At 37.6% G+C, this 20,482-nt stretch carries 20 protein-coding genes and 1 tRNA gene; 13 read left to right on the top strand and 8 right to left on the bottom strand.

Annotated elements, in window-relative coordinates; genetic code table 11:
* Nucleotides 1-115: 115 nt before the first annotated feature.
* From DRF67_RS10200 to DRF67_RS10190, 3 genes are all read right to left on the bottom strand, one after another.
* Entirely contained in the window at nucleotides 116-1,210 is a 1,095-nt protein-coding gene (locus tag DRF67_RS10200; protein WP_115928196.1) for a nucleotidyltransferase domain-containing protein, read from the bottom strand.
* A 54-nt stretch (nucleotides 1,211-1,264) separates the two neighbouring features.
* Nucleotides 1,265-2,485, bottom strand: coding sequence for a hypothetical protein (locus tag DRF67_RS10195; RefSeq protein WP_115928195.1), 1,221 nt, complete (start codon nucleotides 2,483-2,485; stop codon nucleotides 1,265-1,267).
* Nucleotides 2,486-2,678: 193 nt separating this feature from the next.
* Entirely contained in the window at nucleotides 2,679-3,431 is a 753-nt protein-coding gene (locus DRF67_RS10190; protein WP_115928194.1) for a nucleotidyltransferase domain-containing protein, read from the bottom strand.
* A gap of 250 nt (nucleotides 3,432-3,681) precedes the next feature.
* Here DRF67_RS10190 and cobT point away from each other — a divergent pair, with 250 nt between their 5' ends.
* From cobT to DRF67_RS10175, 3 genes are read left to right on the top strand one after another with little or no spacing between them, the layout of a single operon-like run.
* Nucleotides 3,682-4,686 (top strand): nicotinate-nucleotide--dimethylbenzimidazole phosphoribosyltransferase, encoded by a 1,005-nt coding sequence (gene cobT, locus DRF67_RS10185; protein ID WP_115928193.1) that lies wholly within the window; start codon nucleotides 3,682-3,684, stop codon nucleotides 4,684-4,686.
* Between the two features lies 1 nt (nucleotide 4,687).
* Nucleotides 4,688-5,470, top strand: coding sequence for an adenosylcobinamide-GDP ribazoletransferase (locus tag DRF67_RS10180; RefSeq protein ID WP_115928192.1), 783 nt, complete (start codon nucleotides 4,688-4,690; stop codon nucleotides 5,468-5,470).
* Nucleotides 5,455-6,009, top strand: coding sequence for a histidine phosphatase family protein (locus DRF67_RS10175; protein WP_115928191.1), 555 nt, complete (start codon nucleotides 5,455-5,457; stop codon nucleotides 6,007-6,009). The genes DRF67_RS10180 and DRF67_RS10175 overlap by 16 nt, the downstream gene beginning before the upstream one ends.
* 201 nt (nucleotides 6,010-6,210) lie before the next feature.
* Here DRF67_RS10175 and DRF67_RS10170 read toward each other — a convergent pair whose 3' ends face one another.
* The 3 genes from DRF67_RS10170 to DRF67_RS10165 form a co-directional block, all read right to left on the bottom strand.
* Nucleotides 6,211-7,965: a hypothetical protein gene (locus tag DRF67_RS10170; RefSeq protein ID WP_115928190.1), complete on the bottom strand. Its 1,755-nt coding sequence runs from the start codon at nucleotides 7,963-7,965 to the stop codon at nucleotides 6,211-6,213.
* Between the two features lie 239 nt (nucleotides 7,966-8,204).
* Nucleotides 8,205-8,315 (bottom strand) — tRNA-OTHER (locus tag DRF67_RS21525).
* Between the two features lie 130 nt (nucleotides 8,316-8,445).
* Nucleotides 8,446-9,828, bottom strand: a complete 1,383-nt coding sequence (locus tag DRF67_RS10165) for an RtcB family protein (RefSeq protein ID WP_115928207.1) — start codon at nucleotides 9,826-9,828, stop codon at nucleotides 8,446-8,448.
* Nucleotides 9,829-9,982: 154 nt separating this feature from the next.
* Between DRF67_RS10165 and DRF67_RS10160 the strand changes: the two genes are divergently transcribed.
* The 9 genes from DRF67_RS10160 (at nucleotide 9,983) to DRF67_RS10125 (ending at nucleotide 17,519) form a co-directional block, all read left to right on the top strand.
* Entirely contained in the window at nucleotides 9,983-10,318 is a 336-nt protein-coding gene (locus DRF67_RS10160; protein WP_115928189.1) for a HopJ type III effector protein, read from the top strand.
* Between the two features lie 91 nt (nucleotides 10,319-10,409).
* Nucleotides 10,410-11,432, top strand: coding sequence for a helix-turn-helix transcriptional regulator (locus DRF67_RS10155; protein WP_115928188.1), 1,023 nt, complete (start codon nucleotides 10,410-10,412; stop codon nucleotides 11,430-11,432).
* Nucleotides 11,433-11,516: 84 nt separating this feature from the next.
* On the top strand, nucleotides 11,517-11,654 hold the full coding sequence (locus DRF67_RS21520) for a hypothetical protein (protein ID WP_165851776.1): 138 nt from the start codon (nucleotides 11,517-11,519) through the stop codon (nucleotides 11,652-11,654).
* 499 nt (nucleotides 11,655-12,153) lie between these two features.
* On the top strand, nucleotides 12,154-12,717 hold the full coding sequence (locus DRF67_RS10150) for a hypothetical protein (protein WP_115928187.1): 564 nt from the start codon (nucleotides 12,154-12,156) through the stop codon (nucleotides 12,715-12,717).
* Between the two features lie 116 nt (nucleotides 12,718-12,833).
* On the top strand, nucleotides 12,834-13,880 hold the full coding sequence (locus DRF67_RS10145) for a glucokinase (RefSeq protein WP_115928186.1): 1,047 nt from the start codon (nucleotides 12,834-12,836) through the stop codon (nucleotides 13,878-13,880).
* A gap of 145 nt (nucleotides 13,881-14,025) precedes the next feature.
* Nucleotides 14,026-14,592: a YceI family protein gene (locus tag DRF67_RS10140; RefSeq protein WP_115928185.1), complete on the top strand. Its 567-nt coding sequence runs from the start codon at nucleotides 14,026-14,028 to the stop codon at nucleotides 14,590-14,592.
* A gap of 78 nt (nucleotides 14,593-14,670) precedes the next feature.
* Nucleotides 14,671-15,300: a YceI family protein gene (locus DRF67_RS10135; protein WP_115928184.1), complete on the top strand. Its 630-nt coding sequence runs from the start codon at nucleotides 14,671-14,673 to the stop codon at nucleotides 15,298-15,300.
* Nucleotides 15,301-15,425: 125 nt separating this feature from the next.
* Entirely contained in the window at nucleotides 15,426-16,088 is a 663-nt protein-coding gene (locus DRF67_RS10130) for an alpha/beta hydrolase (protein WP_115928183.1), read from the top strand.
* A gap of 87 nt (nucleotides 16,089-16,175) precedes the next feature.
* Nucleotides 16,176-17,519, top strand: coding sequence for an ammonium transporter (locus DRF67_RS10125; RefSeq protein ID WP_115928182.1), 1,344 nt, complete (start codon nucleotides 16,176-16,178; stop codon nucleotides 17,517-17,519).
* A gap of 89 nt (nucleotides 17,520-17,608) precedes the next feature.
* Here the strand turns inward: DRF67_RS10125 and DRF67_RS10120 are convergent, their stop codons facing one another.
* Entirely contained in the window at nucleotides 17,609-18,232 is a 624-nt protein-coding gene (locus DRF67_RS10120) for an FMN-dependent NADH-azoreductase (protein ID WP_115928181.1), read from the bottom strand.
* 58 nt (nucleotides 18,233-18,290) lie between these two features.
* Nucleotides 18,291-18,869 (bottom strand): Crp/Fnr family transcriptional regulator, encoded by a 579-nt coding sequence (locus DRF67_RS10115; RefSeq protein ID WP_115928180.1) that lies wholly within the window; start codon nucleotides 18,867-18,869, stop codon nucleotides 18,291-18,293.
* 180 nt (nucleotides 18,870-19,049) lie between these two features.
* On the opposite strand from DRF67_RS10115, the gene DRF67_RS10110 reads away from it, so the two are divergent.
* Nucleotides 19,050-20,468 carry an L-serine ammonia-lyase gene (locus DRF67_RS10110; RefSeq protein ID WP_115928179.1) on the top strand — a complete coding sequence of 473 codons (1,419 nt, stop codon included), beginning with the start codon at nucleotides 19,050-19,052 and terminating at the stop codon, nucleotides 20,466-20,468.
* The last annotated feature ends 14 nt before the right edge of the window (nucleotides 20,469-20,482 follow it).

The following is a 20,482-nucleotide window of genomic DNA, read 5'->3' as shown; positions in this document are numbered from 1 at the left end:
AAAATAATAAAAAGTTATTTCCGTAAAATTTTTTGAGCTGTAAGGGCTCAAAATTTTCCAGAATAACTTTTTAACTTACACAGTTAGTGAGATACTACCATTCATAACTTATCATTTATAATTCATCATTCTTGCCGTACAGCTTTTTTCTTATCTTAATCAGAATTTTTGTTGTTTTTTCTAAATCCGGGTAGTCAGGAAGCCGGGAAGTAGAATAGTATTTATCTATTGATTCTATAAGGTTTTCTGCTTTTTGCATGACATGTTCATAAGATAGATTTCCTGCTTTGATATCCAGCAATTCATCACGGTTTTCTACACAGACCGTTAATGCATTGGTTTTGAAAATCTGTTCACAGGACTGCAGCAACCGGATGGTGTGCATCATATTTTTGCTGTCGTAATTTTGACCGTGAGTCCGGTTGACATTATAACGGTCTTCATTACGCTCAGAAACCCACTTCCAGTATTCCCTGTACCCTTTGCAGTAGACCGAATAGGCGTCCAGATTGCAGAAAAGGTAAGCAACAGGCTTTTCCTCTTTGGGAACAGAGGATAGAGAAACCTGATTGGCCTCTTCGTTCTGGATAATCCCTTTATAGCCCAGTGTTCCCTGTTCATCATAAAATAATGCATACATTCCTTTTGTATGATCAATATTTGTCAACCCACATTTCTCCTGTAGGAGACCGTTTCCTCCTCCTGTTGAAGGAAATTCATGCAGCCACTTTCTCAACGGTACAGAACCCTGCCCTTCAAGAATAAAACAGAAATCCAGAACGGATTTTCGCTCCTGATCTATAGGATTTAAAATCTTTTTATTGAGCCCTTTTGCTTTCCTGATCTGTGAGATAGCATATCCTGCAAAGCTATCTTTGCATAGTTTTGACAGGAAATCTTCAGTGTTCAGCAGATCCATCAACGGATGTTTATATTGAATACAATCTTCCGGACTTGCCAGAATTTCCAGAATATTAGGATTGTTTTTCTGCAGCAATTCTACAAATCTTCCGATTTCATAATACGTAATGTCATTTGTCTCATTGGAAATCTGCGGAATGTAGTTCAGCCCAAAGAAATCTTCCTTCGGCAGATAATACACCCCACGGATATCCGTATCCGAAGTTTCCGTTGCCAGCCCGAAAGCACGGCTTCCGGAGATAGCCTCGAAGAGGATGAGGTTTTTATTTTTTAGGTGTTGGATGGTCATTTTTTATATATTATGATTTCTTTTGTGAAATCTTATATAATGATATGTAAATAATTAATCTTTATTATCATCAAGTAATTGTTTTAATAGCTTTTTTGTTCTGATCAATTCTTTGAAGACATTATTTGTTGCAAGTTCTGCCCTTCTTTTAGCAGTACTATACTTGGATGTAAGGTGTGTATTCATTTTAGTAAAAGTCTCAAGGAAATCCGCAGTCCCTTCTATTGCAGTTTCTACAGAAGAAATAAAATTAGGTAAATTTTCGAGTAACTCATTTTTGTTATTTTGATCAAATGAATTTGAGTTGATAGTTTTGTAAATAATTTCAGAATATGATTGTATACTGTTACTAATCGATTCTTTAAATTCAGGTAAAAGAGTTTCAAAATCTTCAGAATATTTATCTAAATCATCAGCATAATCATTTGAAACTTTTTTTGCTTTTGTTAAACGTAATCTTTCATCTTTTATATTATTAACTCTATTTAACTGTTTTGTTTTTTCACTAGTTTTGGTAGTAAAAAAATTCATAACTAAAATTAGTTTGTTTGTTGATGAAGATAGGTCAGATAAAAAGCTATTTGTTTTTTCAATATCTTCTAAAAAACTCTCAAATTCTATGTTATAATCTCCTTTATCAATTCTCATAGCTAGTAATTCATATTTATCGACATCCGTCATTTTTGTTGAAAGAGAATCGTTTTTTTGTTGCGGTGATTTTCTTACATTTCTTTTCTTTTTTGAAAATTTATCTCTAACTAGGTTTGCTAAATTAATTTGCGCTAAGTTTTTTAAATCTTCTGTTTTCTCAAATTCGAAATATAATACACCATCTTCTTTCGATATTCTATCTTTAAAGCTTTTAACTTTTTTAAGCTGTTCAATATCTATATCGTATATATTGGGATTTCCTTCGGTTTTAAAGTACATCATAATATGAGTGTTTTCTTTATCACTCTCATATTTCTTTTTTGCGTTTTCATATTCTTCAAGTGTTCCTGATTCATATCGGTTAGTAGGAGTTCCAAATCGTTGCCAGAAAATACCAATAAAGACATCATATTCACCATTTATTTGTTCATTAATAACATCTTGAGCATCAATTCCTTTTCCTGGATAAGTATTCCTTTCCCAGTTGACAATTTCGAATTTTATATTTTTATCTTTTCCTATTAATAAATCTAAGTCTTCTTTTAAGGCAAATATCATTTCTCTTTCTGCTTTAACATCACCTGGAGAAGCTAAAAAAATTCTTAAAACATTTACTTTTTTCATATCATTAAATAATTTCTATTGTATTAAAGAGTTTTGTTTTCTGCAATAACTAATTTTAATTTGTTTTCAATATTGTGTTTATGATTGATTTTAAGGTTTCCTAATATATTAATAATGTATAAATTTTGTGGTATTTTTCCTGCTAACAATATATTTAGAATCCATAAAAAAAGACTACGGTTTCCCGTAATCCTTAACATTTCTTTAATATCTCCCTAAAAACCCTCTCCATCTCCTTCTTATCAGCATTTCCACCTCTCAAATCCTTTGACTTCTCCTCATTATAAGCTATGGTTTTCTCCAAAAACTCAAACAATTCCCAATCATTCGGATGATAATAAGCTTCTCCTTTCGTTGCTTTTAGGGCTACGAGATGTTCTATTTTTGTTCTGGTCTTATCATCCACTAAAACAAGCAGCTCACTGAACAATACTGGCGGAACTGTCCCTTTTTCTATGATCCATTTTCCGGTTAATGTAGTCCTTAAGCAATAAAAGTAACTTTTTAATTTTATTTCATCAGCTCTGCAGGCTTCCAGATATTTTTTGCTCATGCTTAAGTAATGATAAGAAACCGCTACCGGTGAAAAACAGGCATCAGCCAATGGTTTGAAAAGCTCTACAAACTTTGTATTTTCCATGTAAACGATAGGAGAATAGAACCAACTCAGTAAAGCGGCGTTTGATTTCAGAAGAAGATGAAAGGTCTTCCTGAGATCCCACCCGGAACCATCCAGGTCATCTTCGGTCATAAACTCTATCGTTTCATCCTTATCCCAAGGCGAAAGATACCAGTCTTTTTCATGGCGGTATATAAAACGTATGTCATAATCACTGTCAGGAGAGGCAAAACCCCAGGCCCTGCTTCCAGATTCAACGGCAAGAAGGACTTCTACCCCTCGTGCTGTCTCTACTTCTTTTATCTTTTCTAGTATTTTCGGTGTCATTGTTTATGATTTATAGTGCAAAGTAAATGGCATTGTGCGTAATGTACTTGCGTAGTTGTTTGAAGTTAAGAAATTCGGGATGTGAGTTCTTGGGTTTGAGGGTGAGCGTGTAAAAACTTTCTTCTAACACTGGGTATCTAGCAACCCAATTCTAAAATTACACGTACTTTTTACATGGCATACCCTGCAAAATATCCCCTATTTTACTAATATTGCATTTTTCTACTTAACATAACTACATTTGAAATCCATGTTATCATCCGAACTACAACATACAATTGATTATAAAACAAAACCTCTGGGTGCATTAGGACATCTGGAACAAATTGCTCACAAAATCGGAATGGTTCAGAAGACCACGTCCCCAAAGTTATTGAATCCTCATATGGTCGTTTTTGCTGCTGACCACGGAATAGCAAAAGAAGGGGTTAGTGCTTATCCGCAGGAAGTAACCTATCAGATGGTGATGAATTTTCTTGGTGGAGGCGCTGCTATCAATGTTTTTTGCAGACAGAATGGTATTGACATCAGGATTGTCGATGCCGGCGTTCATTTTGATTTTCCGGAAGGTTTGAATCTCATTGATAAAAAAGTAAGAAAATCCAGCCGCAATATTCTGGAAGAACCTGCCATGACTGTCCAGGAATATCAACAGGCGTTGGAAAACGGACAGTCCGTAGTGGTCGAAATTGCAGCGGCCGGTAGTAATATCATTGGCTTTGGAGAAATGGGAATCGGGAATACCTCCGCCTCCTCGCTGATGATGAGCAAGCTGTTCCATGTACCAGTTGTGACTTGTATCGGACGTGGAACAGGGCTGAATGACGACCAGCTTCAGAACAAAATCCATCTGTTGTCTTCGGCGATAGAAAAGTATCCGGACATCGATGAGGTGGATGACATTGCCCGGACTTTCGGTGGTTTGGAGATTGCTCAGATGATCGGGGCAATGGAAGAAGCTTATCGTCAGAATATGCTGATTATGGTGGATGGTTTCATTGCTACCGTTGCAGCAGCGGCAGCATGGAAAAAAAATCCTGAAATCCTCAACAACTGCATCTTCTGCCATGTAAGTGATGAGAATGCTCACCTTCAGCTGTTGGAATTCCTGGGCCAGAAAGCTTTATTACACCTTAACCTGCGTCTTGGCGAAGGAACAGGATGTGCGTTGGCTTATCCGCTTATTCAAAGTGCGGTAAACTTCCTGAATGAAATGTCCAGTTTTGAAGAGGCTCACGTTTCAAATAAAGAATAGAATGAAGACCTTAAAGAATGAACTGATTTATTTTGCAACGGCACTCATGTTTTTTACCAGGATCCCTGTTCCGGTGGCTATTCCGTATTCCAGTGAGATCATGAATAAATCTCAGAAGTATTTTGCATGGGTCGGGCTCGTCGTAGGGTTGATCAATGCTGTGATCCTCTATTTTTCTTCCCAGATTTTCAATCTGGAAATCGGAATTGTTCTGATGATGATTTCCAGTGTTTTACTGACCGGTGCATTTCATGAAGACGGTTTTACGGATATGTGTGACAGCTTCGGGGGCGGATATGGAAAAGAAAAAATTCTGACCATCATGAAAGACAGCAGAGTGGGAGCTTATGGAACGATTGGAATTATTTTGGTGTTTGCTTTGAAATTCCTGAGCATTCAGGCGTTGGGTACCGTTGATGTATTGAAAACTTCTGGCATTATCATTATGGCTCACACAGCCAGCAGATTTATTTCCGGCACCATGATCTATACCCACCGGTATGTGACAGATATTGATGCCAGCAAGTCAAAGCCTCTGGCCAATACACCTTTGGACACAATGGCCTTGATGGTAGGCTTTGTAAGTATTCTTATTTCTTTCATGCTCATACCGGACTGGCGGCTGATCTTTGCTTTTATTCTGGCCTATCTTGGAAAGATGTACCTGGGATGGTATTTTAAAAAGCATATTGGAGGATATACAGGTGATTGCCTGGGATCTGTACAGCAGGTTTGTGAAGTTTTGTTTTACCTGGGAACAATCATTGTATGGAAATTCATCTAATCCGTCATACCGCGGTAGAGAATCCTGAAAACCTGTGTTATGGATTTGCCGACGTACCCTTGCGGAAACAATATCTTGATGATTTTGCAGAAGTAAATATGGCTCGTGATTTTGATCTGGTTTTTACAAGTCCGTCAAAGCGATGTTGTCTTTTAGCCGATCACTTTGCATTCGAGTATGAAACAGATAAAAGACTTCGGGAGATGAATTTCGGAGCCTGGGAACTGAAAAAATGGACTGAAATTCCAGCGGAGGAAATCAATCCCTGGTATGAGGATTTTATCAGCATCAGAGCTGCCGGAGGTGAGAATCTTCTTGACATGCAGATCCGGGTGCATGATTTCTGGAATGAATTGATCGCTAAAAAAGATGCTGAAAAAGTTCTGATCATCGCTCACGCCGGTGTCATCCGTCTGATTCTCCAGACTGTATTGCAGTTTCCTTTAGAAAATATGTTCAATATTCAGATTGATTACGGAAAGAAAGTAATTATTGAAGCTAACGAAGGCTATTTTTCCATTAAGAAAATAAATGGATAACTATTTAATGTAAAAAATAAATCTGCATGATCTGCAAAATTTGCGAGAGTAAAAATCTGGGACATCCGTGGGAAATAAAAAGCTCCCACAGCTCCCACAAATCGCACAATGTTTATGCTTAAGAAAATCTGTTCAGTCTTTGAGAGATAAAATCATCTGTTAAAAGAAAAGCGCCGTTCAAATCTATTGAACAGCGCTTTTTTATTTAAAAATTCTGATAAAGCTATCTTTTTCCAAAGTTTCCAGTGAAAAATCAAAATCAGCTTCTGCTTTTTTTGTGGTAATCTCTGCTCCAAGCTCTTTTACAAGTTCATTGAAAGACATTGCTTCATACCACTGCTGGTATAATGCATTGGTAGCCATTATGGATACCTCATTATTTCCGGAAACATGAGAATGTCCCGCTCCGAAATTCAACAATACGAAGCATTGTTTTCCGTTCTTTGGCAATAGGATTCCCAGGATTGTCTGTTTCTGAACCGAGTTACATCTCGCTTCAGCAAAGAGATTATTGGGATTCATCATATAATCGTAGGAAATTTGATCTCCCTTTCCGATCACGATTTTATATCCACAATTCGCATCTCCGCTGAATACATTGTTCATGACAAGAGTAGAGGTACTTAACCCTTTATTGGCGTAAAGATATTCTACAGCACCGCTGGGAGCCGAAGTCACATCTCCGGAATACATCAGCTGTCCATCATCATAATTATAATCTGCATTCCAACCTATTTTTCCTGCAATGTTCAATCCTGAAAGATCAAGGTCCCGGGCACCCCATCTATCTTCCCAATAAATACCAACAGCCAGTCTATCTGCATAAAAACGGGTTCCGGTAGGAATATTTCCAACAAACATTTTTTCAGATGTTGGCAGCGCAAATTCTACATTCTCTGGGAAATAAAATTTCTTTCCGGAAAAACTTTCGTATTTCAGCTTCAAAAAATCTAAAATAAAACCATAGTTTAACAGATTCACAGAAGTTTCCTTCCCTTTTTTAACCCATGATTTTCCATTTCTGACTCTATAGACAAAAGTGTCCTGACCATACATTCTGGAATGGCAGGCTGACAATGCTTTGAATAGGGCAAACGGTGTTGTATTTTCTAACCAATGCCAATCGCTGGTTTCCAATAATGTATGAGTCGCCTCATTCAACGGATTTGAAATGAATGGCTTATGGTGTACTTTAGACAGCTTCGAAATTTTGTTAATCGCTTTCGGAGCTCTGTTTTTATAAGCAAGAAATAACGGTTTAAATCTGTTGAAAATTTCAGCCATTTTTTCCATTCCAAAGCTTTCGAACAGATGGGTTGGATTGAATTTGCTTTGTTGAATTAATCCAATCAATTCATCATTTTTAATTAAAAGCGTTGTTTGAGTGGTTTTATAAATCACATAACGGAAAAATTCAACAGGATTTTCCGGATAGATCTCATATAAATCAGCGATTTTTATGATGGCTTCTTTATTTCTGATGTTTTCTTTTCCTGTAAAATCATAATCAAGCTCTTCTGTAAGGATATATAAAAGATCATTGATCGTTTCTTCTTTTAAAGCAATTCCGGATCTCAGCAGAGAAAGACATTTTTCCTGCATTTCTTCTACCGTATAAGCTTTGAATACCTTAAATATCAGCTTCACATCAGGAACATTCAGTATTTCATTAGGAATATAGACTTCACTCTGGAAATTACTTCCATAGGTAGAAATATAATGTTGAATCTGTTCAAAAAACAGGTCAATTCTGGAGGTGTTTTTTATTTTCCCCCAGGATTTATGAAACGTTTTATTCAGATCATTTCCATTTAATTTTTCCTTTGCATAATAAGAAACGATCTCTTTTTTAGCCCAAAGTGCATCAGACTCAATAATAAAACCTTCATTGGAAATAAATGGTGTTTTATCTGATTTTTTAGCCAATACAGCATTGAATAATTGTAATGTTTTCATTGTTTTAAGTTTAAAAAAATAAGTGAGGAGTAGGTTCATTAAAAGTGAAGTGTATAGGAACTCCTTTTACCTATAGTTTATAAAAAGCGGGGAGTAATTTATCCAAAAAATATAGGAACTCCCTTTGCCTTGTATTTTGAAAAAGGCGGAAAGTATTTCTAAAATATAGGAACTTTCTGTGCCTTACATTTTTTTAGTATGGAATGACAGATATGAATATAAGCCATTTCATTCTATTGAGGAGCAGACAGGACTCGAACCTGTGACCCACAAATCTGGTGATTCATAGGAACTTTATTTGCCTGCAGCGAAAAGTAATTTTGTTGCTCTACCATCTGAGCTACTGCCCCTGCCTTTATGATAAGTTTTCATGAACCTTACAGGCTTTTACCCCTGTAAGGTTTGGGTATTAGTTTTTTGACAACCTTATAGATTTCTGTAACCTATAAGGTTTATGCTGAGTCATCGTAAATAAGAAATTTATGCTTTTCTATATTTCTTCTTTTTCTTCCAGGGTGCATTCTTTTGAACGTCACCGGCCATAATACATCCATAAGGCATCACTTCATCCAATACTTCACAAAGTCCATATTCTTCAATCTGTGCTCTTACGTTGGCCGCACTCTTATAAGCGGTTGGCAACTCGGAAATATCAATTTCATTGGAGTAAAATCTGATATCCAATCCTGCCGTTTCCTCACTGAAGATTTCTTCAGTGGTTTTATGGGCCAAAGATCTTTTATGCTGGCTTCTGCTGAAATTTCTTCCTGCTCCGTGTGGGGCAAACCCCAGGTTTCTTTCGTTAGTCTTTCCCTGAACAATCAATACCGGTTCAGCCATATTCAAAGGAATCAGTCTTGGTCCGGTGATATCAGGCATAAACTTATCATCCAGTGGAGTAGCTCCTTTAGCATGATAGAAAAGGTCACCATCTTTGAAGACAAAATTATGCTCATTCCAATATCTGTTTTCTTTTTCCAGACCCAGTTTATTTAAAACAGCATCATGAATATTCGTATGGTTTTCCTTCGTCCATGTTCTTATCAGCTGAAGAGCTTCCCAATATGATTTTCCTTCTTCAGTATCATAAGGAATCCATGCATTTTCTTTTAATGTTTCAGGAGAAATATCCTGTCTGAAGCGGTTAGCTACCTTCATTCCTTTATCATACAATGCAGCTCCCGGAGCTCTGGATCCATGATGGGTTACCATCATTGTATTTCCTGTATTTTTGGAGATTCCAACAAATAAGAAATGATTTCCGTCTCCCTGGGTTCCCATATGAGAACGGGCAATGCTGATCAGTTTCTCATCATTCAGGAATTCATTTTCTCTGAAGGCATCCATCAGTTCCTGAGACATTGGCATCTGTTCTCCTCTCGGTCTTCCTCCATATCCGAAATGCGTCACAGAATGAGCAGCGTCCAGAATATCTTTAGGAGATACCTTTCCAAAATCTGTCAGCATTACAGAACAACAGATATCGGCACTATGGAATCCCGGATGAATTGCATTTTTAGCAACCACCACACCTCCCACAGGAATCTGCCCTTCGGGACCTGTGGGACAGGCATCAGGCATTAAAGCTCCGGCAGTAAGGGTAGGTGTTTTCATCAGGACTTTCATTGTCTTGATTACTTTTTCTACATTATCTTCTTCATTCTCATGTTCAGCTCTGATGTTAACCATAAACTCAGGAGCGGTTTCGTGAAGCGGAATATATTCAGGCTGTTTAAACTGCTCCAGATATTCTTTGATCTGAATTTCATCCAGATGATTTTCGTTGATATAAGCAATGGCATCTTTAAACCATGTAGAAGGTCTATATCCCAATTCGATTAAGTGATTTCCATTAAATTCCATTTGTTTTCTCATTTTGATACTGCAAAGGAATATCGTAATTGCGCAATAGTTTTGCGCAGATATAAAAATTTTAATTATTTTTACAAAAAGTTAAAAACTAAGCAGGGAGCACCGAAATAAGTGCTTTCTTACTTCATACAATAAAACGATACTTATGGTCTTAATGGAACAACTAAAAAAATTCCCGGAAACAATACAGTTTAAAGAGGTCATCGCTTCTATCGATGAACACTTTGATTTTACCCCAACGGAATTTAAAAATGGGGATACTACCAATCAGGCAGGGCAGAACAATGGTTCATGCAAAGTTTTCAGTTTTGCAAAGCTTCATGAACTTCCAAAAGAACAGACTCTTTTTCTTTTTGGAGAATTTTACAGAGAAGACGTTTTGAAAAACCCTCAGGGAGAGGATCATCAGAATATCAGAAACTTTATGCAGTACGGCTGGGAAGGAATTACTTTTGAAGGGGAAGCTCTGGTCAGAAAATAAGTTGTATGGAAAGAAACTGTGAACAGTTATAGTGAATTTCATGTAATCTTCCGGTGCTTCCATAAGCAATAGATTTATAAACACAAAGGTTATGTCATCGAATAAAAACGCCCTGATCCGATATAAAACATTAGATAAGTGTCTTAAAAACAAATACAGAAAATATACACTCGAAGATCTGATTGATGAATGTTCAGAAGCTCTGTTTGAATTTGAAGGCAAGGAATCTTATGTAAGTAAACGGACCGTACAGCTGGACCTTCAGAACATGCGAAGCGAAAAATTCGGATATGAAGCTCCTATTGAGGTCTATGAGAGAAAGTATTACCGTTACAGCGATCCGGAGTATAGTATTCATAATATTTCTGTGAACGAAAGTGACCTGAAGGCCATGAATAATGCAGTTCAGATTTTAAAGCAGTTTAAAGATTTTTCTATGTTTAAAGAGATGAACGGGGTCATACAAAAACTGGAAGATTCCATTCATGCAACCAGTCAGAAATCGATCATTCATCTGGATAAAAACGAACAGCTGAAAGGACTGGAACATATTGATATACTCTATGAAAGTATTATCAGTAAAAAAGTTTTGAAAATTCTATATAAAAGCTTTACCGCAAGGGATTCGAACGTATATACCGTACATCCGCAGCTCCTGAAAGAGTTTAACAACCGCTGGTTTCTGATCTGTCTTTATAAACAGAAAATGTATAACCTGGCACTGGACAGGATGGAAAGCATAGAAATAGATGAGAAACTTAAGTATATTGATAAAGAGCTTGATGGAGATGAATACTTTAAAGATATCGTTGGTGTGACCGTTTCAGAATCGATGGCTCCCAGGAATATAGTTTTCTTTGTCAACTCCGCCAATTCTCCTTACGTAAAAACAAAACCGCTTCACAGCAGTCAGGAAATCATTGCTGAAACCAATGAAGGAACGCTCTTTAAAATTTGCGTACAAATTAATTTTGAGCTGGAAAGGCTGCTTTTGGGATTCGGAGAATCGCTAATTGTTTACAAACCAAGGAAACTGAGGCTAAGAATGGAAGAAAAATTCAATTCCGGAATTAAGAATTACCAAAATCTGGTCATTCCCGATGACAACGGATGATCTAAGTGCTTCAACAGGTAAAAAAATTATTGATCATTTTTATCTTGGCTTGGAAATTGTATTAATAAAGTACAAAGTCACACTATGAAATCAAGAATATTTAAAGCATTAATTGCAATTATAGCCCCTTTAGCGATAGAATATATCGTTAAAAAAATATCTGAGAAACTTGATAAAAAAGAAGATCAGAAAGAGAAAGAGCCTAAGCAGATTACTGCTTAAAAGGTAAAGTAGTTAAAATTTGAAATTATTGAAAAAGAGACTGTCTTCCAATGACCAGTCTCTTTTTTATTGCCGCCTGTCAAAAATTTGTTAATGTTCACGATCCTCCAGGTGATTTTACATTTCCTGTAATTTACTTCGTTATCATTTTTTGACAAGCGACCATGATACCCTAAAGGTTTTACAGGTCTATCCTTAAAAACGAAATCAAAAATTTAGATGTCTTTTCTTTTGCACAAAGTTGAACATTACATTGGCTGAAGAATATAATGATGTTCTGTTGGAAACTGTCAGTATTTCCATAAGAAATCCGTTTCTTCACTTCAATTTTAAGATATATTTTTATAAATTTTGTTAAACAAGTATTTAAATTTTAACATAAAATAATACATTGATAATCATTGTGTTGTGCTGATGTTTCAAGTTAAAAGCAGCAGAGACGCTTAGCTTGGCACGATTTTTACATCCTATTGTGTAGTAAAATTAAAAAATTAGAGTTATGAAAATGTTTAAACAAGCAATAGTACTCGCTGGAATTTTAACAGCAGGAGTCGCAAGCGCACAAAGTTCACAAATGAATAATATGATCAAAGTTGGCGCAAATGTTGGTTTAGCAGTTCCTTCAGATAACCTTTCTGCTGCCGTTGGGGTAGATGTAGCGTACCAAAACCTGATTACTCCTGGATTTGGATTAGGTATTGCATCAGGATATACTCATTATTTCGGAAAAGAGAACAACGGTTATAAAAACAATGATGTAGGAGTAGTTCCTGTAGCAGCTTTAATAAGAATTTATCCAAAACAAACCGGTTTCTATTTCGGAACTGACTTAGGATATGGATTCCTTGTTGGAGATAAGCAGGTAGCTTCCAATACCAATGTAGAGAGAGCAAGCGGAGGTTTTTACCTTAAGCCGGAGATCGGATACCACAACAGAGACTGGAACTTCTTTGTACAATACCAAAAGGTTTTTGTAGGAGATAAAGGAGATTTAGCAGGACAAGAGTATAATGTGGGGAATATCGGTGTAGGATTCGGTTATAATATTCCATTAGGAAAGTAGTTAGATTTAATATATAAACATTTATTAATCAAAACCTTTTTACGAAAGTGAAAAGGTTTTTTCGTTCCGTGCAGGATTTACGAAAACTATTATTATATTTGATAAAATTTGAGGTTATGATTCTGAATCCAAAGTTTCCACTGTATTTACCAGGAGTAGAGAACAGCAATAATAATGTTTCTATCATCGGAGCCAGTCTCCGTGAAGATATAACCATCTTAGGCTATTTTGTTTCTGCTAACAGAGGCCTTGAGATAAAAGTAAAAAATACATATTCTACAAAAGAATATACTTCTTTTTCAGATATTTTGAAAAAGTTTATCGAGGATAATCAGCTCACCGGCGTACAGCGGCTGGGTATGGCAGTGCCGGGACCGGTACTTGACGGGAAAAGCAGCCCGGCAAGATTGGGATGGAGTTTAGATGTTGAAGAATATGCCAGAGATTTCGGCTTCGAAAAGGTAGAAATGCTGAATGACCTTGAAGCTTCCGCCTACGGAATGGCTCTTCTTGAAGATGATGATCTTGAAGCGATCTATACAAGCGGCCATCTTGAAAAAGGAAATGTTGCTATTCTTGCACCGGGGAACGGGCTTGGAGAAGCAGGATATTTCTTTGACGGAAAATACCTGAGGCCTTTTGCAACAGAGGGCGGACATTCTGAGTTTTCACCAAGAACGAATGTGGAAGTTGAGTTTTACCAGTTTCTGAACAATATCTATGGTATCGTAAGCTGGGAAAATGTTCTTTCCAAAAGTGGTCTCTTCAATATTTACCGATTCCTGAGGGATGTGAAAAGACATCCGGAGCCGGAATGGCTTGGGGAGCGTCTTGCACAGGGTGATTTTGTAGAAGAGCTCTATAAGGCTGCCATGGAAGAGAATGTGATGATCTGCAGAATTGCATTAGATACTTTCCTGGAGTTCCTGGCCAGAGAGGCGAATAACCTGACCTTAAAAGTGAAAGCTACCGGTGGCTTACTGATCGCGGGAGATATTCCTCAGATGATAAGAGAATACATCGATAAGGCTAAATTCTATGAAAAATTCAAGATCAGTGATAAAATGGAAGATATGCTAAGAAATATACCTATTTATCTGGTCAAGCAAAATCATACTGCATTAAAAGGTATGGCACTGTATACGGCCTACTATCAGGATTAAAAATACGGGCTCCGAAGAAATTCGGAGTTTTTTTATGGGATGATATTATTCATAAAAATAATTGAATTTCTTGATATACATCAACAGCATCTATTGAATAAGATGGCTACATTTGCAGGAGTAAATAAGTAAACAATTCTATTCAATGAAAAAAATATTTTTATTAGCAGTATTAGCTGGTGGTTTAGCTTTCGGACAGTCAAAAAAAGTAGTTGCTTCTGATGTTCACTGGTGGGGATATAAAGTTGCAAAATCTGAGGCCAGCTCTCATGACGGAACGGTAAAAGTGAAGTCCGGAGATATGGTGATGAAAGGAAATCAACTGGTAGGAGGGAACTTTGTACTGGATATGACTTCCATCAACGCTACAGACCTTTCAGGAGAATACCAGCAGAAACTGAACGGACACCTTAAAAACGGTGACTTCTTTGAAGTTGAAAAATTCCCGACTGCGAATTTCAAAATTACTGGAGTAAAGAAAAACAACGATAAGATCTACAGCTCTCTGGTAACAGGAAATCTTACGGTAAAAGGAAAAACAAATCAGGTTTCTTTTCCTGCCAAAATTTCTTACAGCAAAGGAGTGGTAAGTCTGGTATCCAACAAATTTTCTTTCGACAGACAGAAATTTGATGTCGCTTACAAGTCTTCCATGCAGGATGTTTTTGTGAAAGATGATATTGATATGCTTATAAAGGTGACTGCTCAATAAATTAATCAAAAAAAGATTATTAAAAGTGTAGAAGTTCTACACTTTTTTTTATTTTTGTTGAATTGTAAATAAAAAAGAATGAAAAGATTACTATTGTTTGCTATGGTGTGCGCAAGTATATCATTTGTTTCTGCTCAAAGGAAATTTGATAAAGTTTCAAAAGTGACTTCATCGGAGATCAGATGGTGGGGATATAAGGTTGTGAAAACTGAAGCTTCTTCCCATTCAGGAACGGTAAAGCTGAAGAGTGGAAAATTCAACTTTGACCACACTGTTTTGGTAGACGGAGAGTTTGTGATAGATATGAGAAGTATGATGGCCGGAGATGTTTCTGATGAGGATCAGATCAAACTGACCAATGACCTTAAAAGCACAAATTTCTTTGAAGTAAAAAAATTCCCGGTTGCCAAATTCCATTTAACTAAAATTATTCCTTTGGCCAACAGCGAATACAATTCTACCGTATACGGAGATCTTACCATAAAAGGAGTGAGAAAAACAATTTCTTTCCCGGCCAATGTATATGTTACTCAGTTTACAGTAGTGATCGAGTCTGCGAAGTTCTCTCTGAACAGAAGAGACTTTAAAGTATTCTATCAGTCGTCACTGAAAGACTATTTCATTAAAAATGAAATGGACATTCAGTTCAAAGTATCCACAGAAAAATTGGATAACGATAACAGGGTTCCTGTAAAAAAGAAAAAATAAGGAGAACATCCTTCTGATATAGTAAAGAGCAGCTCGTCGAGGTGCTCTTTTTTTGTTGGAGTGATAAGAAGATCATTATTTAATTTTAATAGTCCCTTTTCTGTATTTTTTATAAATTAGTAGGTATGAAAATTTATGTGGTCAGCGGTCTGGGAGCAGACTTTAAAGTCCTTGAAAGAATTGAGTTTCCCAAAAACTGCGAAGTGATTTTTATAGATTGGCTTATCCCGAAGCACAATGAGGCTTTTCATGATTATGTGCAAAGAATGTCTGAAAAAATAGACACTTCTGAACCGTTCTGTCTATTAGGTTATTCTTTTGGGGGAATCATGGTGCAGGAGATCAATGTACTGAAGCCTGCAGAGAAGGTAGTAATACTGGGCAGTATAAAATCGGATAAAGAAAAATCAAGGTTTATAAAAACCGGTGAGGTTACGAAAATACCGCGAATACTGCCTGTCGGCCTGTTCAATACGAGAGCCGCTTCCGTATATGCGTTGGTCCGAAAACTTTTTGACCCCAAAAATCCCAAATTACTTCAGTACTTTAAGGTCCGGGATCCTTATTACCTGAAGTGGTCCGTTGAAAAGGTTTCCGAATGGAAATTCGAAGAGAATCCCAATGTCATTCAGATCCTGGGCGATAAAGATATTGTTTTCCCGGTCCGCTATTCGAAACCGGATTATATTATAAAAGGCGGAACCCATCTTTTCCCCGCCACAAAATCCAAAGAAGTCTCTAAGATATTAAATGAAGTATTTTGTGAAGATGTCATTATTACGCCATGAATAGCATTTTTTAGTGGGTGTGCTTGTTTAAAATAATGTTTTTATGGAATTAATCCCTAAATTTGATGGGGGTTAAATAAAAATTTCATGAAAATAGGATTTAAATGGATCGTTTCATTTGTAATTATTACGGTTGTCGCTGTAGGGGGGCTTTTTTGGAATCCTGATCCAGACAGAATGAACAGCGCTGATTTTCTCAGTGAAGATAAGATTGTTGGAGCTGATGTAGCCTGGATTCTGGCAGCGGCAGGCCTTGTGCTGCTGATGACGCCCGGCCTTTCGTTTTTCTATGGTGGGATGGTGGGCAAGAAAAATGTAATCTCTACCATGTTACAGAGTTTTATAGCATTAGGGGTTATTTCTATAGTATGGGTGGTGATCGGATTCTCCCTTTCCTTTGGCGAGTCGCTGGGATTCAGTCTCCATGGAGTTCATTACGGGATCATAGGTAATCCTTTCAGTTATCCTTTTTTTAACGGAGTGGGAGCTTTACCTCATCATCAGATGGCTTCTACCATTCCCTTTATACTTTTCGCTCTTTTTCAGATGAAGTTTGCAGTGATTACACCTGCTATTATTACTGGATCCTTTGCTGAGAGGGTTCGTTTTATTTCCTATCTTTTGTTTATTGTTCTTTTCTGTATTTTCATCTACACTCCACTTTGTCATATGGTATGGCATCCGGAAGGTCTTCTGAACAAATATTTTGGTGTGAAAGACTTTGCAGGGGGAACTGTTGTCCATATGAGCGCTGGTTTTGCAGCTCTGGCAGGTGCATTGGTAGTTGGAAGGAGGAAAAATCCCCATCATGAGCCGTCGAATATTCCATATGTACTTTTAGGAACAGGCATGCTTTGGTTTGGTTGGTTCGGATTCAATGCCGGGTCGGCACTCAGTGCTTCTGCTTCTGCTGCCACAGCGTTTGGTACAACCACTATTGCATCGGCGTCTGCGATGATGACGTGGATCTTTTTTGACAGGATCAACGGACGAAGCATTTCTGCTTTGGGAGCCTGTATTGGAGCGGTGGTCGGTCTGGTGGCTATTACTCCGGGTTGTGGGTTTGTCAATATACAGGAAAGTCTGTTTATAGGATTTGTTACAGCGATAGTTTCCAATACGATGCTTAATCTAAAACCTTTAAAGAAAATAGATGATACGCTGGATGTTTTTGCCTGTCACGGGGTAGGAGGCATTATGGGAATGATCCTGACCGCTGTTTTCGCGCATGGTGAAAATGCCAGCCTGCTTCACGGGGGCGTTGAGGTCTTCCTCCACCATATGGCTGCATTATTTCTGGTTTCTGTTTTTACATTTTTCGGTTCCCTTCTTTTGTACAAGATTACAGATTCTATCATTACCCTCAGGGTTTCAGAAGAGTCTGAAAATACAGGGCTCGACCTCTCCCAACACCAGGAAAGTTTCAGGTGATGAAAAAACAGGAAAAAGGGCATTGGCTAACGACCGTAGACACAATGCCCAGATAAATAATACCCGGATGAAACAGACTCTTTTGAGAATTATTCAATAGAATGGATGGCATTGAAAATTTTATTTTTTGACTTTTCAAAAATTTCACCTCCAAACTCTTCATTATCTAATGAAAAGATCGTGACATCGCGAACCCCCATAATTCCGAGAATATGCTTCAGGTACGTGGTTTGAAAATTAACGGATCCGTTTTTCTCGTTTTCGCCATATCCGGTATCTCCACGGGTTGACAGGATAAATGCTTTTTTATGATCAAGAAGGCCTACGTAATCGCCGTCTGGCGTTCCGGATCTGAATTTCCAGGTCTCATTAATCCTCATCACCTGATCAATATAAGCTTTTAATCCGCTTGGGATAGACCAGTTGTACATGGGAGTACCAATGACGTAGAGATCATGGTCCCGGAGTTCATTGACGAGTTCATCACTCAGCTGTAATGTTTTTTTGTTTTCTTCTGTTCTGTCCGAGGGTTTTTTAAATGCTCCTGCAATCCAGGCTTCATCAATATTGGGAACACTGTCAATGCCGGCTTCTCTGTAGGTAAATGTATCGAGCGGGTATTTTGTTTTCCAGTTTTCTTCGAAAAGACGGGTAAGTTTTCTGCTGTAAGATCTTTCGTTTCTTACGCTTGAATTAATGATCAATATTTTCATTGTTATGATTTATATCAACAAAAATCCTGATAAAGTATGTAGAAAAAATTGATCTGGTTCAAGAGGATTTATTTTTTTTTCGTATTCTGCTGATAAATTCAGGAGAGATTCCCAAATAGGAAGCAATCAGATATTGGGGAACCCGGGAGGCTATACCGGGATAGGTTTCGAGGAAATGATAATATTTCTGCTCGGCTTTGTACATATGATTCAGTACAATTCTCTTCTCCATTGTTCCCAAATAGCTTTCGAGGATGATCCTGAAGTATCTTTCCATAGCTGGAATTTCCTGCAGCATTTTTTGAAACGAATGGTGGCTGATTTGCAAAAGTCTCGTCTTTTCCAATGCCTGAATGTTGTAGATGGACACTTTCTGTTGGGAAAAACTTAAAATGTCCGTGGCCCACCATTGGTCAATGGCTAGAAAAAGAATTTCTTCGTTTCCATTTTCAGAATTGATACAGAATGCTTTTAAAACGCCGGAAACAATATAACTGTCATGGCGGCAGATATCTCCGTTTCTTAGAAGGAATTCTCCTTTTTCCAACACTCTTTCCGTCCAGAAGCTTTTAAAAATGGAAATTTCTTCAGGACTTAATTTGACATGTTGCGATATACTCTGGATTAATGTTTCCATTCAAAATAAATAAAGAATAACTTGTATACCAATAGAACGAATACTGTCTGCTAATGTACAAAAATACGGATGATAAATTTATTTCAAAGGACATCAACACTTAATAATTCCGGGGGCCGACAGTGCTTTTTATTAAGATTTATCGTGTATCTTTGCTTTTGAGGAAATGACGAATCATTTATGGAATCAATATCGGTTTTTGAGATTATTAAAGTTGGAATAGGCCCATCCAGTTCGCATACGATGGGGCCATGGAATGCCGCAGCTGCATTTATCAGAATTATAAAAAGAGAAAGATCCATCGAGGAAGTTCAGGAGGTTTTTCTTGAGTTTTTTGGATCACTCGCTAAAACGGGAATCGGGCATGGAACAGATATCGCAGGAATGCTTGGTCTGAATGGTGAAGATTTTAAGACCATCAATACTTCAAAAATCGATGAGAAAATCGAATACATCAAAAGGACTCAAACCCTTAATCTGGGTGGGGAGAAAGTAATTCCATTTATTTACGGGCATCATTTGGTTTTAAATATGAAAAAAAGCCTTGATTTCCATCCGAATGGAATGATCTTCAGGGCTGTATTTGAGGACGGAACCGAACTTGTTCAGGATTTTTATTCTGTAGGCGGCGGGTTTATTGCCAGCCAGGAAAAAAACTCTATTGAAAAGCAGTGTGTTCGTACATTGTACCCTTGTCACAAAGCATCAGATATCGCAAGGTATTGCGAAAAGCTTGGATTTAATAAGATTTCAGATTTAATTTTAATTAATGAGGAAAGCTGGAGAACTCAGGAAGAGACGAGACAGGAAGCTCTATATATCTGGCAGCAGATCAAAGAATGCATTTATAAGGGCGTCAATAAGGAGGGGATTCTTCCCGGTGGCCTGAATGTTTCCCGAAGAGCTGCGGGAATCAACAGAAAACTGCTAGGAGACAAAATATATAAAAATAAAGATGAGTGGTTTCAGCAGGTGGTGGATGCTGAAGAAAACTTTACGAATATCAACAAATGGATTGCCTGTTTTGCATTGGCAGTAAATGAGGAGAATGCCAGTTTCGGAAGAATTATTACGGCTCCAACTAATGGTGCAAGTGGGGTAATTCCGGCGGTATTGATGTATGCTCAGGCATTTACACCATTTACCAATGAGGATGATATTGTAAGATTCCTGCTTGTCGCAGGAGAAATTGGTACATTATTCAAGAAAAATGCAACAATTTCTGCGGCAATGGGAGGTTGCCAGGCTGAAATCGGAGTGTCTTCAGCGATGGCTGCAGCCGGGCTTACGGAAATCCTTGGAGGAACTGTAGGTCAGGTACTGATGGCGGCAGAAATCGCAATGGAACATCATTTAGGCTTAACATGTGACCCGATTAAAGGATTGGTACAAATTCCATGTATTGAAAGAAATACGATGGGTGCCATGAAAGCGATCACGGCAGCGAATATTGCACTGGAAAGTGACCCTGCCAAAGCAAAAGTGACTCTTGATGAGGTGATCCTGACCATGTGGGAGACAGCCCAGTCGATGAGTGATCGTTTTAAAGAAACCTCGGAAGGTGGATTAGCCATTGCGGTAAATGTTCCGGAATGTTAAAAACTCAATATTTT

Origin of the sequence: Chryseobacterium pennipullorum, from assembly GCF_003384725.1 — a bacterium.
Classification (GTDB): domain Bacteria; phylum Bacteroidota; class Bacteroidia; order Flavobacteriales; family Weeksellaceae; genus Chryseobacterium; species Chryseobacterium pennipullorum.
The sequence above is the reverse complement of the archived record's forward strand: the minus strand, read 5'-3'. Positions and strand labels throughout refer to the sequence as shown.